Annotated in this window: 19 protein-coding genes; 2 read left to right on the top strand and 17 right to left on the bottom strand. The window is 31.8% G+C overall.

Annotated elements, in window-relative coordinates:
- Positions 1 to 84 precede the first annotated feature (84 nt).
- From AC1Q8M_RS10500 to AC1Q8M_RS10525, 6 genes are all read right to left on the bottom strand, one after another.
- Complete coding sequence (locus AC1Q8M_RS10500; protein ID WP_000432429.1) at positions 85 to 348, bottom strand: hypothetical protein; 264 nt, start codon at positions 346 to 348, stop codon at positions 85 to 87.
- A 171-nt stretch (positions 349 to 519) separates the two neighbouring features.
- Positions 520 to 1284, bottom strand: a complete 765-nt coding sequence (locus AC1Q8M_RS10505) for a class I SAM-dependent methyltransferase (RefSeq protein ID WP_000490914.1) — start codon at positions 1282 to 1284, stop codon at positions 520 to 522.
- Between the two features lie 226 nt (positions 1285 to 1510).
- Positions 1511 to 3250: a Xaa-Pro dipeptidyl-peptidase gene (locus tag AC1Q8M_RS10510; RefSeq protein ID WP_492334143.1), complete on the bottom strand. Its 1740-nt coding sequence runs from the start codon at positions 3248 to 3250 to the stop codon at positions 1511 to 1513.
- 321 nt (positions 3251 to 3571) lie between these two features.
- On the bottom strand, positions 3572 to 4414 hold the full coding sequence (locus AC1Q8M_RS10515) for a peptidylprolyl isomerase PrsA (protein WP_001987511.1): 843 nt from the start codon (positions 4412 to 4414) through the stop codon (positions 3572 to 3574).
- Positions 4415 to 4602: 188 nt separating this feature from the next.
- Positions 4603 to 5979: a sensor histidine kinase gene (locus AC1Q8M_RS10520; protein WP_001037239.1), complete on the bottom strand. Its 1377-nt coding sequence runs from the start codon at positions 5977 to 5979 to the stop codon at positions 4603 to 4605.
- The gene (locus AC1Q8M_RS10525) at positions 5972 to 6619 is read right to left on the bottom strand and encodes a response regulator transcription factor (protein ID WP_000865979.1); all 648 of its coding nucleotides are present in this window, start codon (positions 6617 to 6619) and stop codon (positions 5972 to 5974) included. Before AC1Q8M_RS10525 ends, AC1Q8M_RS10520 begins: the two co-directional genes overlap by 8 nt.
- Before the next feature lie 121 nt (positions 6620 to 6740).
- On the opposite strand from AC1Q8M_RS10525, the gene AC1Q8M_RS10530 reads away from it, so the two are divergent.
- Positions 6741 to 7157 (top strand): hypothetical protein, encoded by a 417-nt coding sequence (locus AC1Q8M_RS10530; protein ID WP_000591776.1) that lies wholly within the window; start codon positions 6741 to 6743, stop codon positions 7155 to 7157.
- Positions 7158 to 7353: 196 nt separating this feature from the next.
- Here the strand turns inward: AC1Q8M_RS10530 and AC1Q8M_RS10535 are convergent, their stop codons facing one another.
- From AC1Q8M_RS10535 to AC1Q8M_RS10585, 11 genes are all read right to left on the bottom strand, one after another.
- Positions 7354 to 7800 (bottom strand): GNAT family N-acetyltransferase, encoded by a 447-nt coding sequence (locus tag AC1Q8M_RS10535; protein WP_000651687.1) that lies wholly within the window; start codon positions 7798 to 7800, stop codon positions 7354 to 7356.
- A gap of 335 nt (positions 7801 to 8135) precedes the next feature.
- Positions 8136 to 8840 (bottom strand): alpha/beta hydrolase, encoded by a 705-nt coding sequence (locus AC1Q8M_RS10540; protein WP_025118010.1) that lies wholly within the window; start codon positions 8838 to 8840, stop codon positions 8136 to 8138.
- A 55-nt stretch (positions 8841 to 8895) separates the two neighbouring features.
- On the bottom strand, positions 8896 to 9555 hold the full coding sequence (locus tag AC1Q8M_RS10545) for an HAD family hydrolase (protein ID WP_098361033.1): 660 nt from the start codon (positions 9553 to 9555) through the stop codon (positions 8896 to 8898).
- 19 nt (positions 9556 to 9574) lie between these two features.
- A complete protein-coding gene (locus tag AC1Q8M_RS10550) occupies positions 9575 to 10276 on the bottom strand; it encodes a 5'-methylthioadenosine/adenosylhomocysteine nucleosidase (RefSeq protein WP_025118011.1) in 702 nt (233 codons plus the stop codon).
- A 20-nt stretch (positions 10277 to 10296) separates the two neighbouring features.
- Complete coding sequence (locus AC1Q8M_RS10555) at positions 10297 to 11295, bottom strand: phosphotransferase (protein ID WP_000572384.1); 999 nt, start codon at positions 11293 to 11295, stop codon at positions 10297 to 10299.
- A gap of 15 nt (positions 11296 to 11310) precedes the next feature.
- Positions 11311 to 12063 carry a WecB/TagA/CpsF family glycosyltransferase gene (locus AC1Q8M_RS10560; protein ID WP_098361032.1) on the bottom strand — a complete coding sequence of 251 codons (753 nt, stop codon included), beginning with the start codon at positions 12061 to 12063 and terminating at the stop codon, positions 11311 to 11313.
- Between the two features lie 12 nt (positions 12064 to 12075).
- On the bottom strand, positions 12076 to 13659 hold the full coding sequence (locus AC1Q8M_RS10565; RefSeq protein WP_016512675.1) for a M3 family metallopeptidase: 1584 nt from the start codon (positions 13657 to 13659) through the stop codon (positions 12076 to 12078).
- Between the two features lie 290 nt (positions 13660 to 13949).
- Positions 13950 to 14810, bottom strand: a complete 861-nt coding sequence (locus AC1Q8M_RS10570; protein WP_000538280.1) for a DegV family protein — start codon at positions 14808 to 14810, stop codon at positions 13950 to 13952.
- Positions 14811 to 15284: 474 nt separating this feature from the next.
- Positions 15285 to 15737, bottom strand: coding sequence for a spore coat protein (locus AC1Q8M_RS10575; RefSeq protein WP_000361677.1), 453 nt, complete (start codon positions 15735 to 15737; stop codon positions 15285 to 15287).
- Positions 15738 to 15751: 14 nt separating this feature from the next.
- A complete protein-coding gene (locus tag AC1Q8M_RS10580; RefSeq protein WP_000342253.1) occupies positions 15752 to 15952 on the bottom strand; it encodes a spore coat protein W in 201 nt (66 codons plus the stop codon).
- A 367-nt stretch (positions 15953 to 16319) separates the two neighbouring features.
- Positions 16320 to 16868, bottom strand: coding sequence for a spore coat protein (locus AC1Q8M_RS10585; RefSeq protein ID WP_072938750.1), 549 nt, complete (start codon positions 16866 to 16868; stop codon positions 16320 to 16322).
- 849 nt (positions 16869 to 17717) lie between these two features.
- On the opposite strand from AC1Q8M_RS10585, the gene AC1Q8M_RS10590 reads away from it, so the two are divergent.
- Positions 17718 to 18149 carry a GNAT family N-acetyltransferase gene (locus tag AC1Q8M_RS10590; protein WP_000027160.1) on the top strand — a complete coding sequence of 144 codons (432 nt, stop codon included), beginning with the start codon at positions 17718 to 17720 and terminating at the stop codon, positions 18147 to 18149.
- Positions 18150 to 18277 lie beyond the last annotated feature (128 nt).

The following is an 18277-nucleotide window of genomic DNA, read 5'->3' on the forward strand; positions in this document are numbered from 1 at the left end:
AACTACATTTAAAAACGGTTAGTCATTCTCTAAATATGAATGACTAACCGTTTTTCAGCTTCTTCTCAATTAACATGTTTTACCTTAAATATTTCTTGCAATATGCGGCTTACTGTAATGACTTGTTCCACCGCCACCAACTACTACTTTACCGCCTTTTTCGAAAATTAATAATTTACTTGAACCATCTGCAAGAAGCACTATTACTTCAGCATTATTACTTGTTGCTACATAAATTACATAACCACTCTTTGATATACAAGTTTCCCAATTCGAATCAAATTCTGATCTTACTACACGATTTGAATACACTTGATTTTCAATTCTATCTTGTTCTACGTTCTCCAAATTTATTCTCCCCTCTTCCCTGCATAGTTATATATATTAAAATAGCAGTCCTGTTTAAAATAGTGACCGATTTTAACATAAATAGTATATGTAGTTAGTAGGAGAATGCTTGGACAATGGAAACAAGACAGTCGATTTTGTATTGACTGCCTTGTTTCCATAGATAGTTCTCTATTTTTCGTTTCGCAGAGCTTCAAAAGTAATCATTTGATTTGCATTTGACGGTTCTTTTTCATAAACATATTCAGCAGAGCAAGTAATGTTAGAGAAACCTATACTTTCTAAAAGGAGTTTAAACTCTACTATTCCATACCAGCGCAGCGCAAAACGTTGTAACTCTGTTTGTACTAGCTGTCCTTTACTCCACTTTTCATATTTCAAATATGATACAGTAACTTGGTTCAGCCAATCTATTTCAATTGATTTATTTTCTAATGTGATTCCGTCTCCACTCGGCAAAGAAAAAGTCGATGTATGAATTTCCCCAGTCTTCCAGTCATGCGGAAGCATAATATCTACGATTAATCGTCCGCCTGGATTAAGATGTTCATAAAAACATTTCAATGCGTTTATAGAATCCACACGATTTTCAATTAAACAAAAAGATCCAGTAGGAATGATAATCGCCTCATATTTATGCGGAAGTGAAAATTGTTGCAAGCTTCCTTCATATAAATTAGGATGTAAGCCTCTCTCTTTACACCGCTTACGGCAAGAATCAAGCATTTCAGGTGAATAATCTATCCCATCCACTTTAAAACCAGCCTCTAGAAGCGGAATGATGACACGCCCTGAACCTACTGCAGCTTCGAGAATTCTACCTCTACAATCTTTTAAACGTTCTTTGTAATACTCAATATCACCATTTAAAGAATAACCGACTGGTTTTGTGTAATCATACAGTTCCGTACAAAGTGTACTATAAAAACTAAACATTTATTTTCTCCTCCGTTTTTACGTACGGAAGATTCCAATTCAACTAATCTTCTCGTACCTCTAATTTTAATGCGCTTTCGAAAGAGCTGACTGTCATAATATATCACTCACTTTCCATAGAATATAATGATATTGTATTACATAACCTTCCAATTTGAAATATAAAATTAAAAATTCAGACTATAAAACAAAAAGCTTACTTTAGTAAGCTCTTTGGAAAAGATATTTATTTCACAATCGGCAATGTCACTTCACTTAATTTCACTGTAAGTTTCGTGCCCGCTTTCGGTCTAATTGTATAATCATAGTCGCTAGCAATTAAAACGATCCCTATTTGATGTCCAGCTTTAAAGACATAATCATCTGGCTGCATGTCCCATGTGAATGTATAATCTTTGCCCGGTTGAATCGCTGTTGAATCTTCTATATTATTTAAGTTTTGTGGATCCATCCAGCCTCTCGTTACGATTTCCGGCTTCGTTCCTTCATAGTCAACAAGTAATGCTGTTAAATTTGATACAGATCGATCAATATTTCCTGTAATTGAAATCTTTGGTGTACCACTTATGCGTGTATCTTTTTGCAGTACAGGCATTGTATATACTAATCGATTGGCTACTTCTAATTCTGGGTTTGCTACTAATTGATTTGATTTCATTTGTGCATCATCTAAGAATGAGAAAACTTTATTAACAGATCCCATACTTAGTGGAAAATTGACTGATTTATTACTTAAATACATACGGATTTTTGAAGGTACAGCCGCTGGATCTGGCCAATTTTTTATCTTTTGCCACGATTTATTTTCTCTTTGCACATCAACCATTGGTTCATCCATAATTCCATTTTCAATTCCGTACAACCAATAATCTAACCATTTATTTTGTGTTTGCTGCCAGTTATTACTTGATGTCCCACCATGACCACCTTGGTGTAGCCACATTTTACGAGGTACATGATTTTCTCCGAGTGCATCCCACCATTGCGCGAACTGCTTCGTCTTAACATTCCAATCATTTAAACCATGAACAACAAATACGCTTGCTTTTACATTTTTAGCATCTTTTATATAATTGCGTTTATCCCAAAAATCATTATAATTACCTGTTTTTCGGTCTTGTCCAGCCGTTAACTCTTTTATAACTTGTCCGCAAACTTCAGGATTTTCCCTTGTCAGTACTGCTTCTGCCATATTATCTGTATCTTCTCCTTGATATCCGCCTGGCGCAATTACTGCACCATTTGCACGATAATAATCATACCAACTACTAATTGCTGCGATTGGAATAATTGTTTTTAAACCTTCAACTCCAGTAGTCGCAACAGCATTTGGTAGTGTACCATTATAAGAAACTCCAGTCATACCTACATTTCCTGTAGACCAATTTGCCTGAACTTCCTCACCCTGTTCTGTAAATGCTTTCGCGCGACCGTTTACCCAATCAATAACAGACTTTGTACCGAGTATTTCTTGTTCATCTCCAGTTGTAGGGCATCCATCTGATTTTCCAGTACCGATACTTTCGCCTAGAATAACTGCATAACCTCTTGGCACGTAATAGTTCCCATACGAACCAAGATTAACCGCTCCATACGGTTTTCCTTCATACGCATACAATTCTTCATCTACATTATATACAGGAACATCTTTTAATCCAGATCGATATGGACTCATTTCATAAATAACAGGAACCTTCACATTCGAATCTGTCTTTGGACGCATAACTTTTATCGATACTCTGTCTTTCTTACCGTCGCGATCACTATCAACTTCTGTCTCTACATATAAATTTTCGATAATGGCTTCATCGAGAGAATAAATCGGCTTTGTCATCCCATTTTCTAATTCAATTTTCGTATTTTTAGTCTCTTCTTTCTTCTCTGCATGCACATCCATAGTAAAGCTAGGTATAATTGTTGCAGATAGCATTGCTGACAGTGTAATTGCCATTTTCTTTTTACTCAAAATGTTCCCTCCCCTTATTCGTTCTCTTTTACTATATAACAAAATAACTGAAAATTCAGTTTTATTTTTATATAATAGTTGAGAAACTCAAAGATTTCTTATTAAGTAAAATTCAATACAGGTGTGAAAGTATTTTCCCACTCCCAGCTTCTATATAAAGTGAGCCCTCACCAATCGGGCGTTTACGGGCAGCGGGGCCCCCACCTAACTTCTTTGCTTCCGCTGAATTTTGAGTTTTGGGGTCTTACTGCCCGGCAAATAGCCGGAAAAATAGAGAAAAAGACAACCGATATTTCTATCGATTGTCTTACATTCCATTTATTATTTTTCTAACTCTTTAAAGGTATCTTTCAAGTCTTTATCAGATACTTTTATATCTGCATTTTTAAGCAGATCTCTAGTAACTTGTTGATGGAATTGAGGATCTTGTATACGTTGCTGTTCTAATTCTTTACGAATATTCTCTTTCTCTTCCTCATATGGTTTAAGCTCTTTTTTATCCGTTAGCTTAATAATATGATATCCGAAAGAAGATTTAACAGGTTCACTCAATTGACCAACTTCTAACTTATATGCAGCATCCTCAAATTCTTTCACCATCATACCTGGTCCAAATTCAGATAGTTCTCCACCTTTTTCTTTAGAACCTGGATCCTCTGAATATTGTTTAGCCAATGCCGCGAAATCTTCGCCACTATTTAATTTTTCTTTAATTTCTTTTGCTGTCTTTTCATCTTTCACTAAAATATGGCTAACTTGAAGCTTTGGCTTATAGTGATCTTTAATATCTTTTTCCGTTACGGTTGCTTTAATAGCTTTTTCAAAAGCGAAAGTAAGCTTTAATTTCTCTTTCAACTGATCTTCATTTTTCACACCATTAGATTCCATATATGTATTAAAATTATCGCCCATCTTGTCTTTTAATTCTTTCAGTTGTTTCGTTACCTCTTCATCCGTAACTTTATATTTATCATTTAATACTTTCTCTACTACCATTTCAGATAAATTCTGTTTACCATAGTTTTCTTTTAATTTTTTGTTAAAATCACTTTCTGAAATGCTTCCTGATTTTGTAGTTACAATATTATCTGATGAACCACATGCAGATAAAGATAACGTCATCCCCATTAAAATGCTACCAATTACTAATTTCTTTCTTTTCAAATCCGAATACCTCACTTCATTAAATTCAAATGTAACTATGTAAATATAACGTTTCCCTGTGAACTTCACGTGAATTTAATGAAAGTAGAACATTTGCTAATTCTCCATTTAATACATCAATTTTGAAAATTTTGGTGATTCATCCTGTATCGCTAACCTCTAAAGCTGCAAAAAGGACTAAATTTTCATTAGTCCTTTTTCACATTTATATAAAATTGAATTTCTCCATTTATAGAGGAAACTCCATATTCAAAACCATGTCTTTCTAAAATACTTTTCACTATCGCTAGTCCTAATCCTGTACCTGATTTTTCTTTACTACGAGAAGATTCTAGTACGTAAAAAGGCTCCCAAATTTTCTCGGTATCTTTAATTTTATCCGTATGAATGCCATTTTTTATTTGAAAATATATACTTTTATTTCTATCTTCTAAAGTAATTATTATGCTTTGATTTGCTGTATATTTTATTGCATTAGAAATTAAATTTTGAAATACCATTCTCATTTTATTTAAATCTGCATAAACGATTGTATCACCCGTATTACAGTTTACTTGTAAGTCAATTGCTTTCGAATCCAGGTCAATCTGATGCTTATCTAATATACTCTGGACCAGTGGTTCAATGGAGAATTCTTCTTTTTGTAAAATATCTCTTTCTAGTTTAGAAAATCGTAATAGTTCTTCAATTAAGTTTGATATTTGATCTGTTTGTTTAATAATTGTATCTACATAAGTCCCATCATCTAATCCATCTTTAATCCCCATAGAGTATGCTTTTACTAATGCGATCGGTGTCTTTAATTCATGCGTTACATCACCCATAAATCGTTTTAAATGTTCATTACGATCAGTTAAGTCTTGATGTGCCTCATGTAGTTTTTCACTCATGATATTAATACTATTGGCCAACTCTCCTATTTCATCATTCGTTTTCACTTTCGTTCTTTTAAACTGCAAATGTGAAATATCCTGAGCCACATCACTTAGCTCCTTAAGTGGCGTCGTTATTATTTTTGAAAGTATCCACACAAGTAAAATAATAAGAAGGAGCGAGAAACATACGATGTATAAGTAAAATGTATTTAACGTATTTATAATTTCATTTGAATTCGCAATGGAAGTCCCAATTAAAATTATCGTATCATCTTTCGCAATATATTTAGCAAAAAAACTCGCTTTTACCTTTCCTTGATCGTACAGTTTATTCGATTGCCCTTCCGTCTTCACTTTCATAACTTCGTCTTTCGTAATCCAAAGCTTATTTAAAGTTACTTTCTTTTTCGTAAGTTGCATGCGTAACGCTTCGTTCATAGCATCTTCTGACTGATTAATTGGCGTATACGCAATTGTAACGTTATTTTCACTTTCAACTGTATGAATAACATCCTCTATATTTTCCACTGTTGTATTTTGTATCTGTGTTGTAAATTTATTTAAGTTTTCACGTGTTTTATAAATATTATAGTTCGGTAAGAGATTGTTAATGAATAATAATGAAATCATAAAGATGAGAATAACAGTTGCAGAAATACTTAAAAATAACTTTTTCCCAAGTTTATTCACTTTGTTCCTCCAAACTATAGCCCAGCCCGCGATGCGTCTTAATAATATTTTCTCCAATTTTTTTACGCAGCCTTCTTACATGTGTATCAACCGTTCTCTCTTCTCCAAAATAGTCAAATCCCCATACAATATCTAGCAATTTTTTACGAGTTAAAATCGTTCCTTTATGATTTAAAAAGCATTTTATTAATTCGAGCTCTGTTTTTGTAATTTCTAACTCTATATCATTTTTATATACTTTATTTTTGGCGAAATTTATCTTTACATCTTGTACTTGAATAATATCATCATGCTGAATAAGCTTTTTCGCTCGCGTAATTAGTACTCCTGGATGAAATGGTTTTTTCACGTACTCATCTGCCCCGCTTTGAAGTGCTGCTAATTCATCTTCACTTTCACTTTTCGCCGTAAGCATTAATACTTTTACGCTTGAATTCTTTTTTATTTCCTGACAGACAGTAATACCACTATGTTTTGGCATCATCCAATCCAAAATAGCTAAATCAATTTTTTCATCATAAAATATTTGAAGTGCTTCCTCTCCGTCTTTCGCTAATAAAACTTCGAAGCCTTCTTTTTCAAAATAAGCTTTTAAAATTCTTAACATATCTTGTTCGTCATCTGCAATTAAAACTTTCATATTTTTTCCTCCATTGCTTTTAAACAAAAACCAATTGTATCATACAACATCTTTGTTACATGAATGTGACAGAAAAATATTTAAAGCTTTTGAGGGGATAGTAATGGTGAGGTGTTGTATTATGATAAAAAAAATCGGGGTCATTTCTCTTCTTTTATTTCTATTATCAACAAATGCATTAGCAAATACAAATCAACAAATTGAAGTGTTTGATTGTCAAAAAGAAATGGTCATTCAAAAACAATCTTTAGATCCAATAGTCCAAAAAGAAGCAGTTCAATACGCTAAAGCAATTACTGGTCCATTTAAAAACTTAAATGTCGTTCCAAAAGATGGCTATATGATAAAAATCCCATTATCTAAGCCGGTTTCTATTACTAATCAATGGTTACACACTACAATAGACGAAGTACTTATACTGCTCCCACTAAATGAAAAGCCTTATATTATGCTTTATGATGATGAAAATAATCCGCATTTTTATTATGTAAAAGGTAAACCAGGATTATTATTGAAACAAATGAACGTTAAAACGTAATTGACTGAAAAGGAGTCACCTTATAAGCTAAATTTTAAAAGCTAAGGTGCTCTTTTTTATAATAACAATTTAGTAAATGAAATTATAAAAGTTGGTTTTTAATATAAGGATCGCAACTTCATATATCAGCGATTTTTAAGATATATCGATTTACCAACAAAAAACCTGTTCGTAGCTATTATTTGGATAGCAATCTCTATAATAGTTTGTAGTGACTCGATCCCTTATATAATCCCCCTTTTACAAATCCATTCGCAGTATAAAACACATCCCCTTGCTTCGTGTCAGTATGTAAAACAATCACTTCAAAATACTTTTCCGCATGACATAATAGTTGGTTTAATAATAAGTTCCCTAACCCTAAACGCCGATAATCCCTTGAAATATAAAATCTCCTTAACCGCCCAATCTTATTGTCTTTTGTGTACGGATCCTCATTTAAACCTCCAACTCCAATTAACATATCACCTTGAAAAATACCATATAAACATTCTCCAGTTTTATTGAATGTATTTATTTCGTTTTTATATTCACTTATTAGCCTTATAAGGAAATTAAAACCTTCTTCTTCACTGTCTTGAACGAGATGACTGAATTCATATCCCATTAAATTTTCTATTTGTTGAATATGTATATCTTTCAAGTCCATTCCCCCTAAGTACGAAAATATATAAAATGCTCGAGAATCATTTATTCTGAGCATTTTTATGGTTGTTACTTTATGTAATTTATAGCGTGCGTATTCTTCACTTCATATCTAAACCGATAATACAGTTGATTAATTTTATTATGAAAATATAAGAGCCTTGCTACAATCTAGTGTGTGATAAGGCTCTTTAAAGTTGTTTAATTCTTATCGAATTAAAGCATGTGTTTGTTTAAGTGTATACATTCACCATTTATAAATTCTCTCAAATATACTATAAGTTTATATATTTCTCATTCTTCTCTAACAGGTTCAAAATAAATTGTAATTTGTTAATCGATATGTTTGTGTAACCACTGTTCAAATATCTTTAACTGTTCTTCAGTATGAAAGTAATGTTCACCCGTCTCCATAACTTCTAATTCACAACGATGTTTTTTTGTAAAATAGTTAATAGTTTCAAATTCGCACAGTTCATCCTTGGCTCCGTACATAATATATGTATCTATATTCCATATATTAATAGGATGTTCTTTTACATAGCATAAATAATCCCAATATAACTTTTGACCAATAGGTGTCTCTATAATCATTTCTTTTTGCAAAAGCTCTGGTGTTACATTAAACCATTTCATCATATTTTCGATAATTCGTTCCATATTAACTACTGGTGATAAAAATAATGCCTTTTCTACCACATCATTTTGATAAGCTAAAAGGCTAAAATACGCTCCCATACTACATGCAAACACGTTTATTTCTTTCCAATGTTCTTTTGCATAATTCATAATTATAGATAATTCACTAACACAAATCTGTACTTTGCAAGGAGTATTATCATCTTTTCTTTCTCCATGCTCAGGTAAATCAAAGCTTAATACTTGATAACCTTTTTGTTTGGCTTCTTCAGCTAATATTTGAATAATTGTATCTTCCTTATTTGACATATTTCCATGTACTGCAATAAAAATTTTATCACTCTTATCTCCCCATAAAACCGCAGGAATATTACTAATTTTAAAATTATTTTTAATCATATTCCCTCCATAAACTAAGACATATAGGACTTGGCAAAAAACGCACACACTTTATTTACCTCTGTACAGCAGGTAATATCCCCTTCAACTCCATTAAATCATCTATTACTACATCAGCCTGAGCAAGTTCATCTTCTTGCGCAAAATCAAAATTACACCCAATTGCAAGTAAACCGTTGTCTTTCGCTGCATTTATATCAGATAGCCGGTCACCAACTACCGCTGCCTCTTTTATATCATATTTGTTCATAATACTTTTAACTAAGTCACCTTTATTTAGCGATTGTATTTGTTCAATACTAAACGTTTCAATCACCCACTTGTCTAAAGCATAATAAGTTACGATTGCTCGTAAATATTCTTTCAAACCATTACTAGCAATGTAAATGGAACAATTATTTTCTTTTATATATGTAAATATTTCTTTTACATTTGGATATAAAGCGCCTTTTCCGCTTTTTATGTTTTCAATAAGTCTCTCTAAAAAATATGCATCTGTTTGTTCTCTTATTTCAATAGAATGGTCTGGTAATAAAGCTTCCCAAACTTTCGGTAACGGCACACCCATAATTTCTCTATATTTATCAATTGGTGTTACTGTATCCCATAATTGTAATGATCTTAAGTGATCAAAAGTATCATCTAATGATAATTCTAAAATTTTATCTGTTTGAAATAACGTACCATCCATATCAAAAATTAATGCTTGTAACATCCCATTCTCTCCTTTTGAACTATAGTACAGTTTTACTCGTTATATTTTTAAGCATCTCAATAATAATTTCTGAGCAATAATTCGCAGCAGTTTTCGCGAAGTCATCATAAGAAATTTGAGCTTCATCATCTGCGCTGTCAGAAATACATCTTATAATGAGAAACGGTATATCATTTATATAGGCAACATGTCCAATTGCTGCCCCTTCCATTTCTGTACAATGAGGTGCGTATTCGTCTATTAATTTCGCCTTTAACTTTGAATCTTCAACAAAACATTCACCGCTGACAATTCTTCCTTCATGAACTGCAATCTGTAAACTACTACTAATACAAGCTTTACGTGCTAACTCTACCAATTCCTTACTTGCAATAAATTCCTCTTGGAACGGAAATAAGTTTTTCATTTGAGTTTTACTTACATCATGATGAGTAACATTCGTTGAAATAACTATATCGCCGACTTTTACATCTGAATGTAATCCGCCAGCAACGCCCGTATTAATGATAGAGTCTACATCAAATTTATGAATTAATGTTTGCGCGCATGCAGCTGCATTTACTTTCCCTACACCAGAACGTGTAATAATTACTTCTATTCCCATGAATTCTCCAATATAAAAAGGCATTCCCGCTATTGTCTGTTCCTCTTGTATAACTAGTTTTTCTAAAAGTAAATCTATTTCAATTTGCATTGCTCCAATAATGCCGATTCTGTTCATGTATGTAGTCTCCTCTTTATTTATAAGTCGGCCAATATATTATGTAATACACCATAATTTTCAGCTATCCAATTCATTTCATCTGCAAAGCGTGAAGGTGGTACACTATGCTGATCCATATTGGCATGGATCCACCAAGTACTCTCCATGTACCAAAGCATTTGAATTGCCCGAACAATATTCCCTACTGGAAAGTCTACTTCATTTCGGTACCCTTCTAAAAATGATGCAACAAGACTCTTATTTAATACTCCGTCACTTAATGCGCACGATATAACTACACGGCCAATATCTAACTCTACATAATCGTAATCCATGCGATCAAAATCAAGAATCGCTGATACTTTATCATTAAGAAACAAGAAATTATCTACCCATAAATCACGGTGCACCCATCCCCGTTGGCTATTATGAAATTGTTCTGTGTTTACCAATTGTGTTGCTTCTTGCTGTAATTTTATATAAGAGAGAATGTGCTCTTTTCCTAGCTTCTCTACTTCTCTCATTTTTTCTTCCCAATGTTTCAATCTCGCCTCTTTAGTAGGTGGAACAAATTTAGGATTTTCTCCTTTTATTAAAGAGCCATCATTTAACAAGTTATGCATATAACCTATCGTCTGACCAAGAGAGTGAATTTCCTTTTGATTCACTTTTCCTGGTGAAACTAAGCTACCTTCCTTATGTTCTAATACTATAAATCTTTCATCACTTTTTGATATATGCATTACATTATTTTTATAAATTAATACTCTTGGACAACTTACACCATTATTATGTAATCTTTGCTGTTGTTGTAATGCTTGTATTAAAAGGTCTGAGTTATACATTTTGTACCGTTCTTGATTATATTGCTTTAATACAAAATCCCCTGCATCCGTTTCGAGTTTCCACTTCAAATTTAGCCAACCACGATGAATAGGTATTGCATTTCGAATTTTAAATTCAAATAAAGTTTCACATTCTACTTTCAGCTCTTGAAAAATCATTGTAGCTTTTTCATTAGATAACGGCTCTATCATCTTACTTGTCCTTTCTTAGCTTGGCATTCCTTTCACTCTCTCTAACATAACCGACAATAAAAATTTCGGAAGTACAAGTTGCCTCTTCAATCTTTTCGGCTGTGAGAGTAACCTATACAGCCATTCAGTTCCAGTATCCCTCATCATTTTCGGTGCTCTTTTTACAGTACCAGATACTATATCAATCATGCCTCCGATACCAATAGATAGCGGAACGTTTAATGTTTGTATGTTTTCATAGATGAACTCTTCTTGTTTTGGTGAACCTAGTCCTACGAGTAGTAAATGCGGCTTGAATTGCTTAATTTTTATTTTTATTTTTTCTATTTCTTCACCATTTACAAATCCATGCTGTCCTTTAAACTGTGCTCCTGGGAACTGCTCATTTAATTTTTCTAATGCCTTTTTATTACTTTCTGGAGCGGCTCCAAAAAGAAAGACACGATATTCATTGTCGTTACAATATTTTATTAAATCGTGAGTTAAATCCGCCCCAGTAACACGTTCTTTCAAAGTTCCTTTTAATATTTTCGAGCCAATTATGACACCAATCCCGTCCGCTGTTATTAAATCCGCAGATAGTAATATCTTTTTAAACTGCTTTGATTTTTCCGTATTTTCCTTTGCAGACATAACAATTTCAGGATTTGCAGTTACTACAAACCTTGGTTTCTCTTGTTGTTCATGTATCCAACCTTTTAATAAACTTATAGCTTTTGCATATTCTAAAGTTGAAAAAGGTATACCTTTTATAAACTGTTGATCCACTATACTCTCCCCTTACATAAGCTGCAAATATTCATCAATGTCTTTAGAAATTTGAATAAAAGCCTTATTCCAAAATTCATAATTTCTTATATCTATTTCAAAATATTTTTTCATAAGCTCCTCTACTGGAGCCTTTCCTGTTTCTCTTAAAAACTCTTTATATTTCGGATGAAAAGTACTTTTACTTTCTTGAGCTATTTCTAATAAACTAAAACTTACTAAATATCCAAATGTGTATGGATAATTGTAAAAAGGAACATCTGCTATATAAAATTGAATATATTTCATCCATACAAACGGCTGGTATTCACTTAAAGAATTTCCATATGCTTCTTTTTGTGCCATTATAGATAATTTCTCAATTTCATCAGCACTTAATGGACCCTCTTTACATTTTTCATAAAATGTTTTTTCAAACTGATACGATGCTCGTATTGCCATTACATAATTAAAACTATTTCTTATTTTCCAGCTAAGCAATGCCTTTTTCATATCTTTACTATCAGTTGTTTCAATTAGATAATTTAAGAGTACCGTTTCAAAGAAAATAGATGCTGATTCAGCCGTACTCATCGGCAAATAATCATCTAAAAAAGATGTAGATTGTTCAAAACTCATATTATAAAAATGCCAAGCATGTCCTAATTCATGAGCGAGCACTCTTACACTATCTATACTCCCATCATAATGCATGGAGATTCTCGATTCTTTCTCACTGAAAAATGGAGCACAAAACCCACCTGGTGGTTTATTCTCTCTCGGTTCAGCATCTATCCATCCACTTTCTATCGCATTACGTGCAAATACTGCTAATTCTTCATCAATATTCTTACATGCATCATAAACGTTTTGTACTGCTACTGAAAAAGGAATAGTAACCTCATTACTTTCCTTTACTGTCATAAGTTCATGCCATGTAATCGAAGCTTTCCCTTTCTTATACACGCTTAAAGCACTTACTAATTTATCAAGGTTTTCTTCTGTCACATTCCACATTTGTAATAATACAGTTTCTGAAATGCCATTCGCATGAAAAGATTGTGTTAAAATCTCTCTATCTTCTATTTCATTACTCTTTATATTACGTAATCTCCCTATTTGATTTAATACAGTAGCAAAGATTTCTTTTTCTTTATTTAATGCATTTGTAAGTAACTCGAATAATTCTAATCTTTCCTTTTCATTATCACTATTCATTGCAATGTTATTTGCTTGTCCAAATGATAATTGTTTGTTATTGTGCGCTATTTCTATCCTATCCCGTAATTGTATGTACATATTTTCCCACGCATTAAGTTCATCTTTTATTAACTTAGTATTATCTGAAGTTTCCACTTCATTATGTTTTATTACTTGCTGTACTTCACTTTTTAGTTCCTTCACTTTCACAGTCAATTTAGTAAGGTCAGATGAAACACTTTCTTCAACCGATTGACAGTACAAATAGTATTCTGCTTTTTCAATAACTTGTATAAGCTTTGAAAGAATCTCTACATCTTTTGTTACAAAATATTGCTCTTTCAACTCCAAAATCGGAAATAGAATATCCTCATTCAAATACAGTCGATTTAAATCCCATCTAGCAATTTCTTGCATTTTTATAGCCGCCTCCTATTTTTACAAATAGTTACAGATATTTCTCCCTACACAATTATATATGAAATGACAAAATTTCGATATCATTAAATATTCAGATTCCTATAAATACATTCTTATTTATACTCTTTTCTTCTACCATTAAGTATCATTCCACATATAAAAAATACTCCCTCTACAAGATTGCATTTGATATAGGAAAACTTCAAAGGTTTTATCTTCATCAATACCATAACGACCGATTATCACAGATTAAAAAATAAAAAAGGATTGATCAAAAGATCAATCCTTTACTCTACTTCATTTAAGAAAAATAACGTTATAACGCCAGGTCCTGTATGTGCTCCGATTGCTGCACCAATTGTATTTACGATAAATACTTCACAGCCAAATCTTTCCGTAATTAATGCTTTTAATGCTTCAGCTGTTTCTAAATCGTCACCGTGAGTCATACCGATTGTTTGACCTTTAAGGTCTTTACCACGCTCTTCCATAATATCAACAATACGGCTTAATACTTTCTTTTTTCCTCGTACCTTTTCAAGTGGTACAAGTTTTCCTTCTTCCACGTTTAAGATCGGCTTAATGTTTAGTAAACCACCGATAAAACCAGCTACTTTACTTAAACGTCCACCTCTAACAAGGTACTGTAAGTCAGCTACAGTGAAGATGTGCTCCATATGGTTCATTAGAAAAGCGACACGGTTTAAAATATCTTCTTTTGATGCGCCATCTTTTGCCATTTTAGCAGCTTCTAAAACGACAAGACCTTGACCAAGCGAAGCACATTTCGTATCAATAATTTCTAAATCTAAATCTACATATGTTTCTTTTACTTCCTCTTTAATGACAACTGATGATTGATATGTACCAGACAGTTCAGATGAAAAAGCTAAATATATACAAGGATTACCTTCTTTTGCATAAGAAACAAATTTTTCTTGGAAAGTTTCAAGTGAAGGCAATGACGTTCTATAAACAGCGCCTTCTCTCATTTTTTGCAATAATGTAACTGACTCTAATGTTACTCCATCTAAATACTCTGTTTCTGCTTCATCATATACACGGAGTGGAATTAAATCAATATCATATGCTTGCAGCAATTCTACTGGTAAATCCGCCGCACTATCCGTAATGATTTTAACACCCATTTTTAAACCTCTATTCTGTTATAAATATAAAATAATAAAATAAAAATAGTACTTTTAAATTATATACGTAAAACTTAAATGAAGAAAGGAAAACACTTTATATTGTATGCACTATTCTTCAAAACTTGAACTATTAATGAAAATGATTCTATTTTAAACACCTTTTTCTTATTATTTTTCTATAACACGAATAATTTTATAAGTATTTTGTATCATTATATTTTGATTCTTTATCTTAATATAATCTTTTCAAATTCATACTGTTTAAAATTTAAAAGCCAAATCCAATAAAGGAAATGGCTTTTAAATTTTCATAAAATAACCAAAATTTATTTTCCATCACATTGTTCTCATTATTATTTTGGCGATGTTAAATATTAGTCCAGTTATGATTAATATTTATAGCCTGTACTATAATTAAAACAGTGAATATTCACCTGTAAGAATCACTAGATAAAAAACAAGTTAAACATTTTATAAAATATTTAATTTTACTAGTAAAGCTAATAAAATTTGGAGAAGAATTTGAACATTTACTGCTATGTCTGTATCCGTAGTCGTAACTGTAACATTTCTAGAATTTCTAATAACAGTTTCTTGTTTATTAATTTGTTTAATAGATGATTTTTGAAACAATTCTTGTGCTACACGGTCAGCTTTTTCACTGTCTGCTATAGAAACACTTATTATAACCACAATAGCTGCTTGTAATGCTGCTTGAATAGATAAAGCAGCTTTTGTATCTGTAGTAGTAACTTCTACATCTGCTGAATCTACAATTGTAATAGATTCTTCAGAAATTTGGTACGTTTTACTTTCTTGCGCAGCTGCTTCTGAAACGCTAGCATTTTTAAAAGACGGATGAGGATTTGAGGAATCTAATGCACTCCACTTTTTATTTTCATCTGAATGACATGTTTTGTCCATACGTTCACCCCCTTTCAATCTAAATAATTATTAACTTGTGATTGTATTTCAGAAACAATACTTTTAATTTGCTGCTTTTTTTCTGGTGATAAATTTTTTAGTTTTTCTTCATTGATTCCATGCCTATTAAAAATATCTGAGAGTAAAAGGTCTATAATTATATTCTTTTGATCCTTATCAAACTTAAAGGAAGAAAATTTATTTAAATCATCCATTTACAATGTTCACTCCTATCAGTTTCCTATAAAAATTTCAAATAACTACCAGCATTATATGCATTTAAATAAAAATTGCTTGGACAAGTAACTTAATCTTCTATTTTCACTTCTTTTTACTAATAAAATCAAAAAGCTGTCTTCTAATAAGAAGACAGCCTTCCTTTACTTCACATATATAAGTTTTATTCAATGTTAAATTATAAGTTCACCTTTGTTATTGTGTAGTTTTCCACACTTAATTTCCCATTAATCTTGAATATTAATTCAGTCATAATGAGAAGTCCAAGCTTGTACCACATATTACAACAAAAAAATATTTACTTAGAGTGAACCCTTATAGCTAAATATAAATGGGATAGACACTTTATAAAATATTTAATTTAACTAGTAACGCTAATAAAATTTGAAGGAGAATTTGAATATTCACTGCAATATCTGTATCAGTAGTTGTTACGGTTACGTTTCTGGAATTTTTAATAAATGTTTTTTGTCTATTAATTTGTTTAATAGATGATTTTTGAAACAATTCTTGTGTTATTTTATCTGCCTTTTCACTATCTGCTATAGAAATACTTACCACAACCACAATAGCTGCTTGTAATGCAGCTTGGATAGATAGCGCAGCTTTTGTATCTGTAGTAGTAACTTGTACATCTGCTGAATCTACTATTTCAATATATTCCTCAGAAATTTGATCGATTTCATCTGTTTGTATAGCTTTTTCTAAAAAATTTGCATTTTTACTAAATGAATAATAATTTAATGATTCGCAATCTTCTTTTTTTGATTCACAGTCCTCTTTTTTTGGCTCACAATCCTCTTTTTTTGGCTCAGGAACTCGTTTTTTCGGCTCAAACTCCCGGTTTAATGGATCCCGATTTTTCTTTCGTCTACAAACTTCACATTCACACATAAAATCACCCCTTTTAGTCTTAAAAATTAGCAATATTAAAATATTGACTAACTAATAGCATTTTATGTATTTTTTTAAAATTTGTTTGGACAAGTAACTTAATCTTCTACTTCTTTTTCTAATAAAAAAAGCTGCCTTCTAATAAGAAGACAACTTTCTTTGTGACTACTCTAGAATAGATTTCATACAATATAATTGTTCCTTCCTTATAACCTGAGTTCGTCACTTTAGTTATAAAAATGTGGGTATATCCTATAACCTTTTTTAGGGATCATCCATAATTTATTTCATAAAAAGTGCTTTGTTTTACTGAAAGGTGGTTGCGGAAACAACCGCCTTTTTATTCGGAACAAAATAAAACTTTTATATAAAAGGCCCATAATTAAATACACTAAACTTCATATGATATATTGCATCCTTTCTTTTTAGAATGAGTAGTCGTTACTGAAGGGCACTTTTCGAAGTGCTCTTATCTTTAATCTCCCTCTTTTTCAGGAAGAGTTTTTTACTAAATCCTAATATGATTTGTATCAATAAGGCTGGCGATTACCACATTTCCTTAATAGCTTCAATGAATACAGTAGCTACTAATTAAAATACCCCTATGATTTTCTCTACACTTAAACAATCGTGCGTTATCGAACACATGAACTATTTTTTATTTTGACTATGTAACACTAAATTCACAACATTATTATCCTATATTTGGTGAAGCCTACATTTCAATGCCAGCAATCCCAAACTTTTAACTAATAACTTAAACAAATGTGCTATCTCAAGGTTCTTTTGATATAGTATGTTATGTTCTATATAATGAAGAGAGCGCTAGTATTTCCAAGGAGGATGTATATGAGTATTCAATTGGCCACATCTAACGATTTAGAATGGGTTAATAATCAATATGACTCAATAGGATTTGTAAGAAGTGATTTAAAGAGAGATAAAGTTGCAATTATTACATATAACAATGAGTATGCAGGTGTTGGACGATTAGTCCAAATAGATGCAGATACTTTAGAAATGGGTGGAATTTTTATTCTGCCTCAATTTAGAGGGCTACAATTAGCTGGTGAGCTTGTTTCATTTTTAGTGGAAACTGCGAGAAAATCACAAATACAAGATGTATATTGTCTTCCTTTTGAGGAATTAGAAAACTTTTATAAGAAATATGGCTATACTGAAGTCGATACTACGAAAGAAGCAGTCCATCCAATTATTATAAAAAAATATAATTGGTGTTTGGAGAACTACGAAAAACACGTTCTACTATTTAAATTGTAAATGTAATAAAGCGAAACTTTAATCAGTGGGGGTTTTACTGCCCGTTAATGCGGGATAACAAAGTATATTCTCAATCGTTTTTCTATTAGTACTCCTAATCGGAACCTAAGGATTAATTAAAGATATTT

The sequence above is a fragment of the Bacillus sp. GW823-FHT06A10 genome (assembly GCF_058795375.1).

Coding starts and splice junctions, on each gene's coding strand:
- AC1Q8M_RS10505 (WP_000490914.1), bottom strand. CDS start 1,284: ATGTTTAGTTTTTATAGTACACTTTGTACGGAACTGTATGATTACACA.
- AC1Q8M_RS10525 (WP_000865979.1), bottom strand. CDS start 6,619: ATGAAAGTTTTAATTGCAGATGACGAACAAGATATGTTAAGAATTTTA.
- AC1Q8M_RS10530 (WP_000591776.1), top strand. CDS start 6,741: ATGATAAAAAAAATCGGGGTCATTTCTCTTCTTTTATTTCTATTATCA.
- AC1Q8M_RS10540 (WP_025118010.1), bottom strand. CDS start 8,840: ATGATTAAAAATAATTTTAAAATTAGTAATATTCCTGCGGTTTTATGG.
- AC1Q8M_RS10545 (WP_098361033.1), bottom strand. CDS start 9,555: ATGTTACAAGCATTAATTTTTGATATGGATGGTACGTTATTTCAAACA.
- AC1Q8M_RS10550 (WP_025118011.1), bottom strand. CDS start 10,276: ATGAACAGAATCGGCATTATTGGAGCAATGCAAATTGAAATAGATTTA.
- AC1Q8M_RS10555 (WP_000572384.1), bottom strand. CDS start 11,295: ATGATAGAGCCGTTATCTAATGAAAAAGCTACAATGATTTTTCAAGAG.
- AC1Q8M_RS10565 (WP_016512675.1), bottom strand. CDS start 13,659: ATGCAAGAAATTGCTAGATGGGATTTAAATCGACTGTATTTGAATGAG.
- AC1Q8M_RS10570 (WP_000538280.1), bottom strand. CDS start 14,810: ATGGGTGTTAAAATCATTACGGATAGTGCGGCGGATTTACCAGTAGAA.
- AC1Q8M_RS10575 (WP_000361677.1), bottom strand. CDS start 15,737: ATGGACAAAACATGTCATTCAGATGAAAATAAAAAGTGGAGTGCATTA.
- AC1Q8M_RS10580 (WP_000342253.1), bottom strand. CDS start 15,952: ATGGATGATTTAAATAAATTTTCTTCCTTTAAGTTTGATAAGGATCAA.
- AC1Q8M_RS10585 (WP_072938750.1), bottom strand. CDS start 16,868: ATGTGTGAATGTGAAGTTTGTAGACGAAAGAAAAATCGGGATCCATTA.
- AC1Q8M_RS10590 (WP_000027160.1), top strand. CDS start 17,718: ATGAGTATTCAATTGGCCACATCTAACGATTTAGAATGGGTTAATAAT.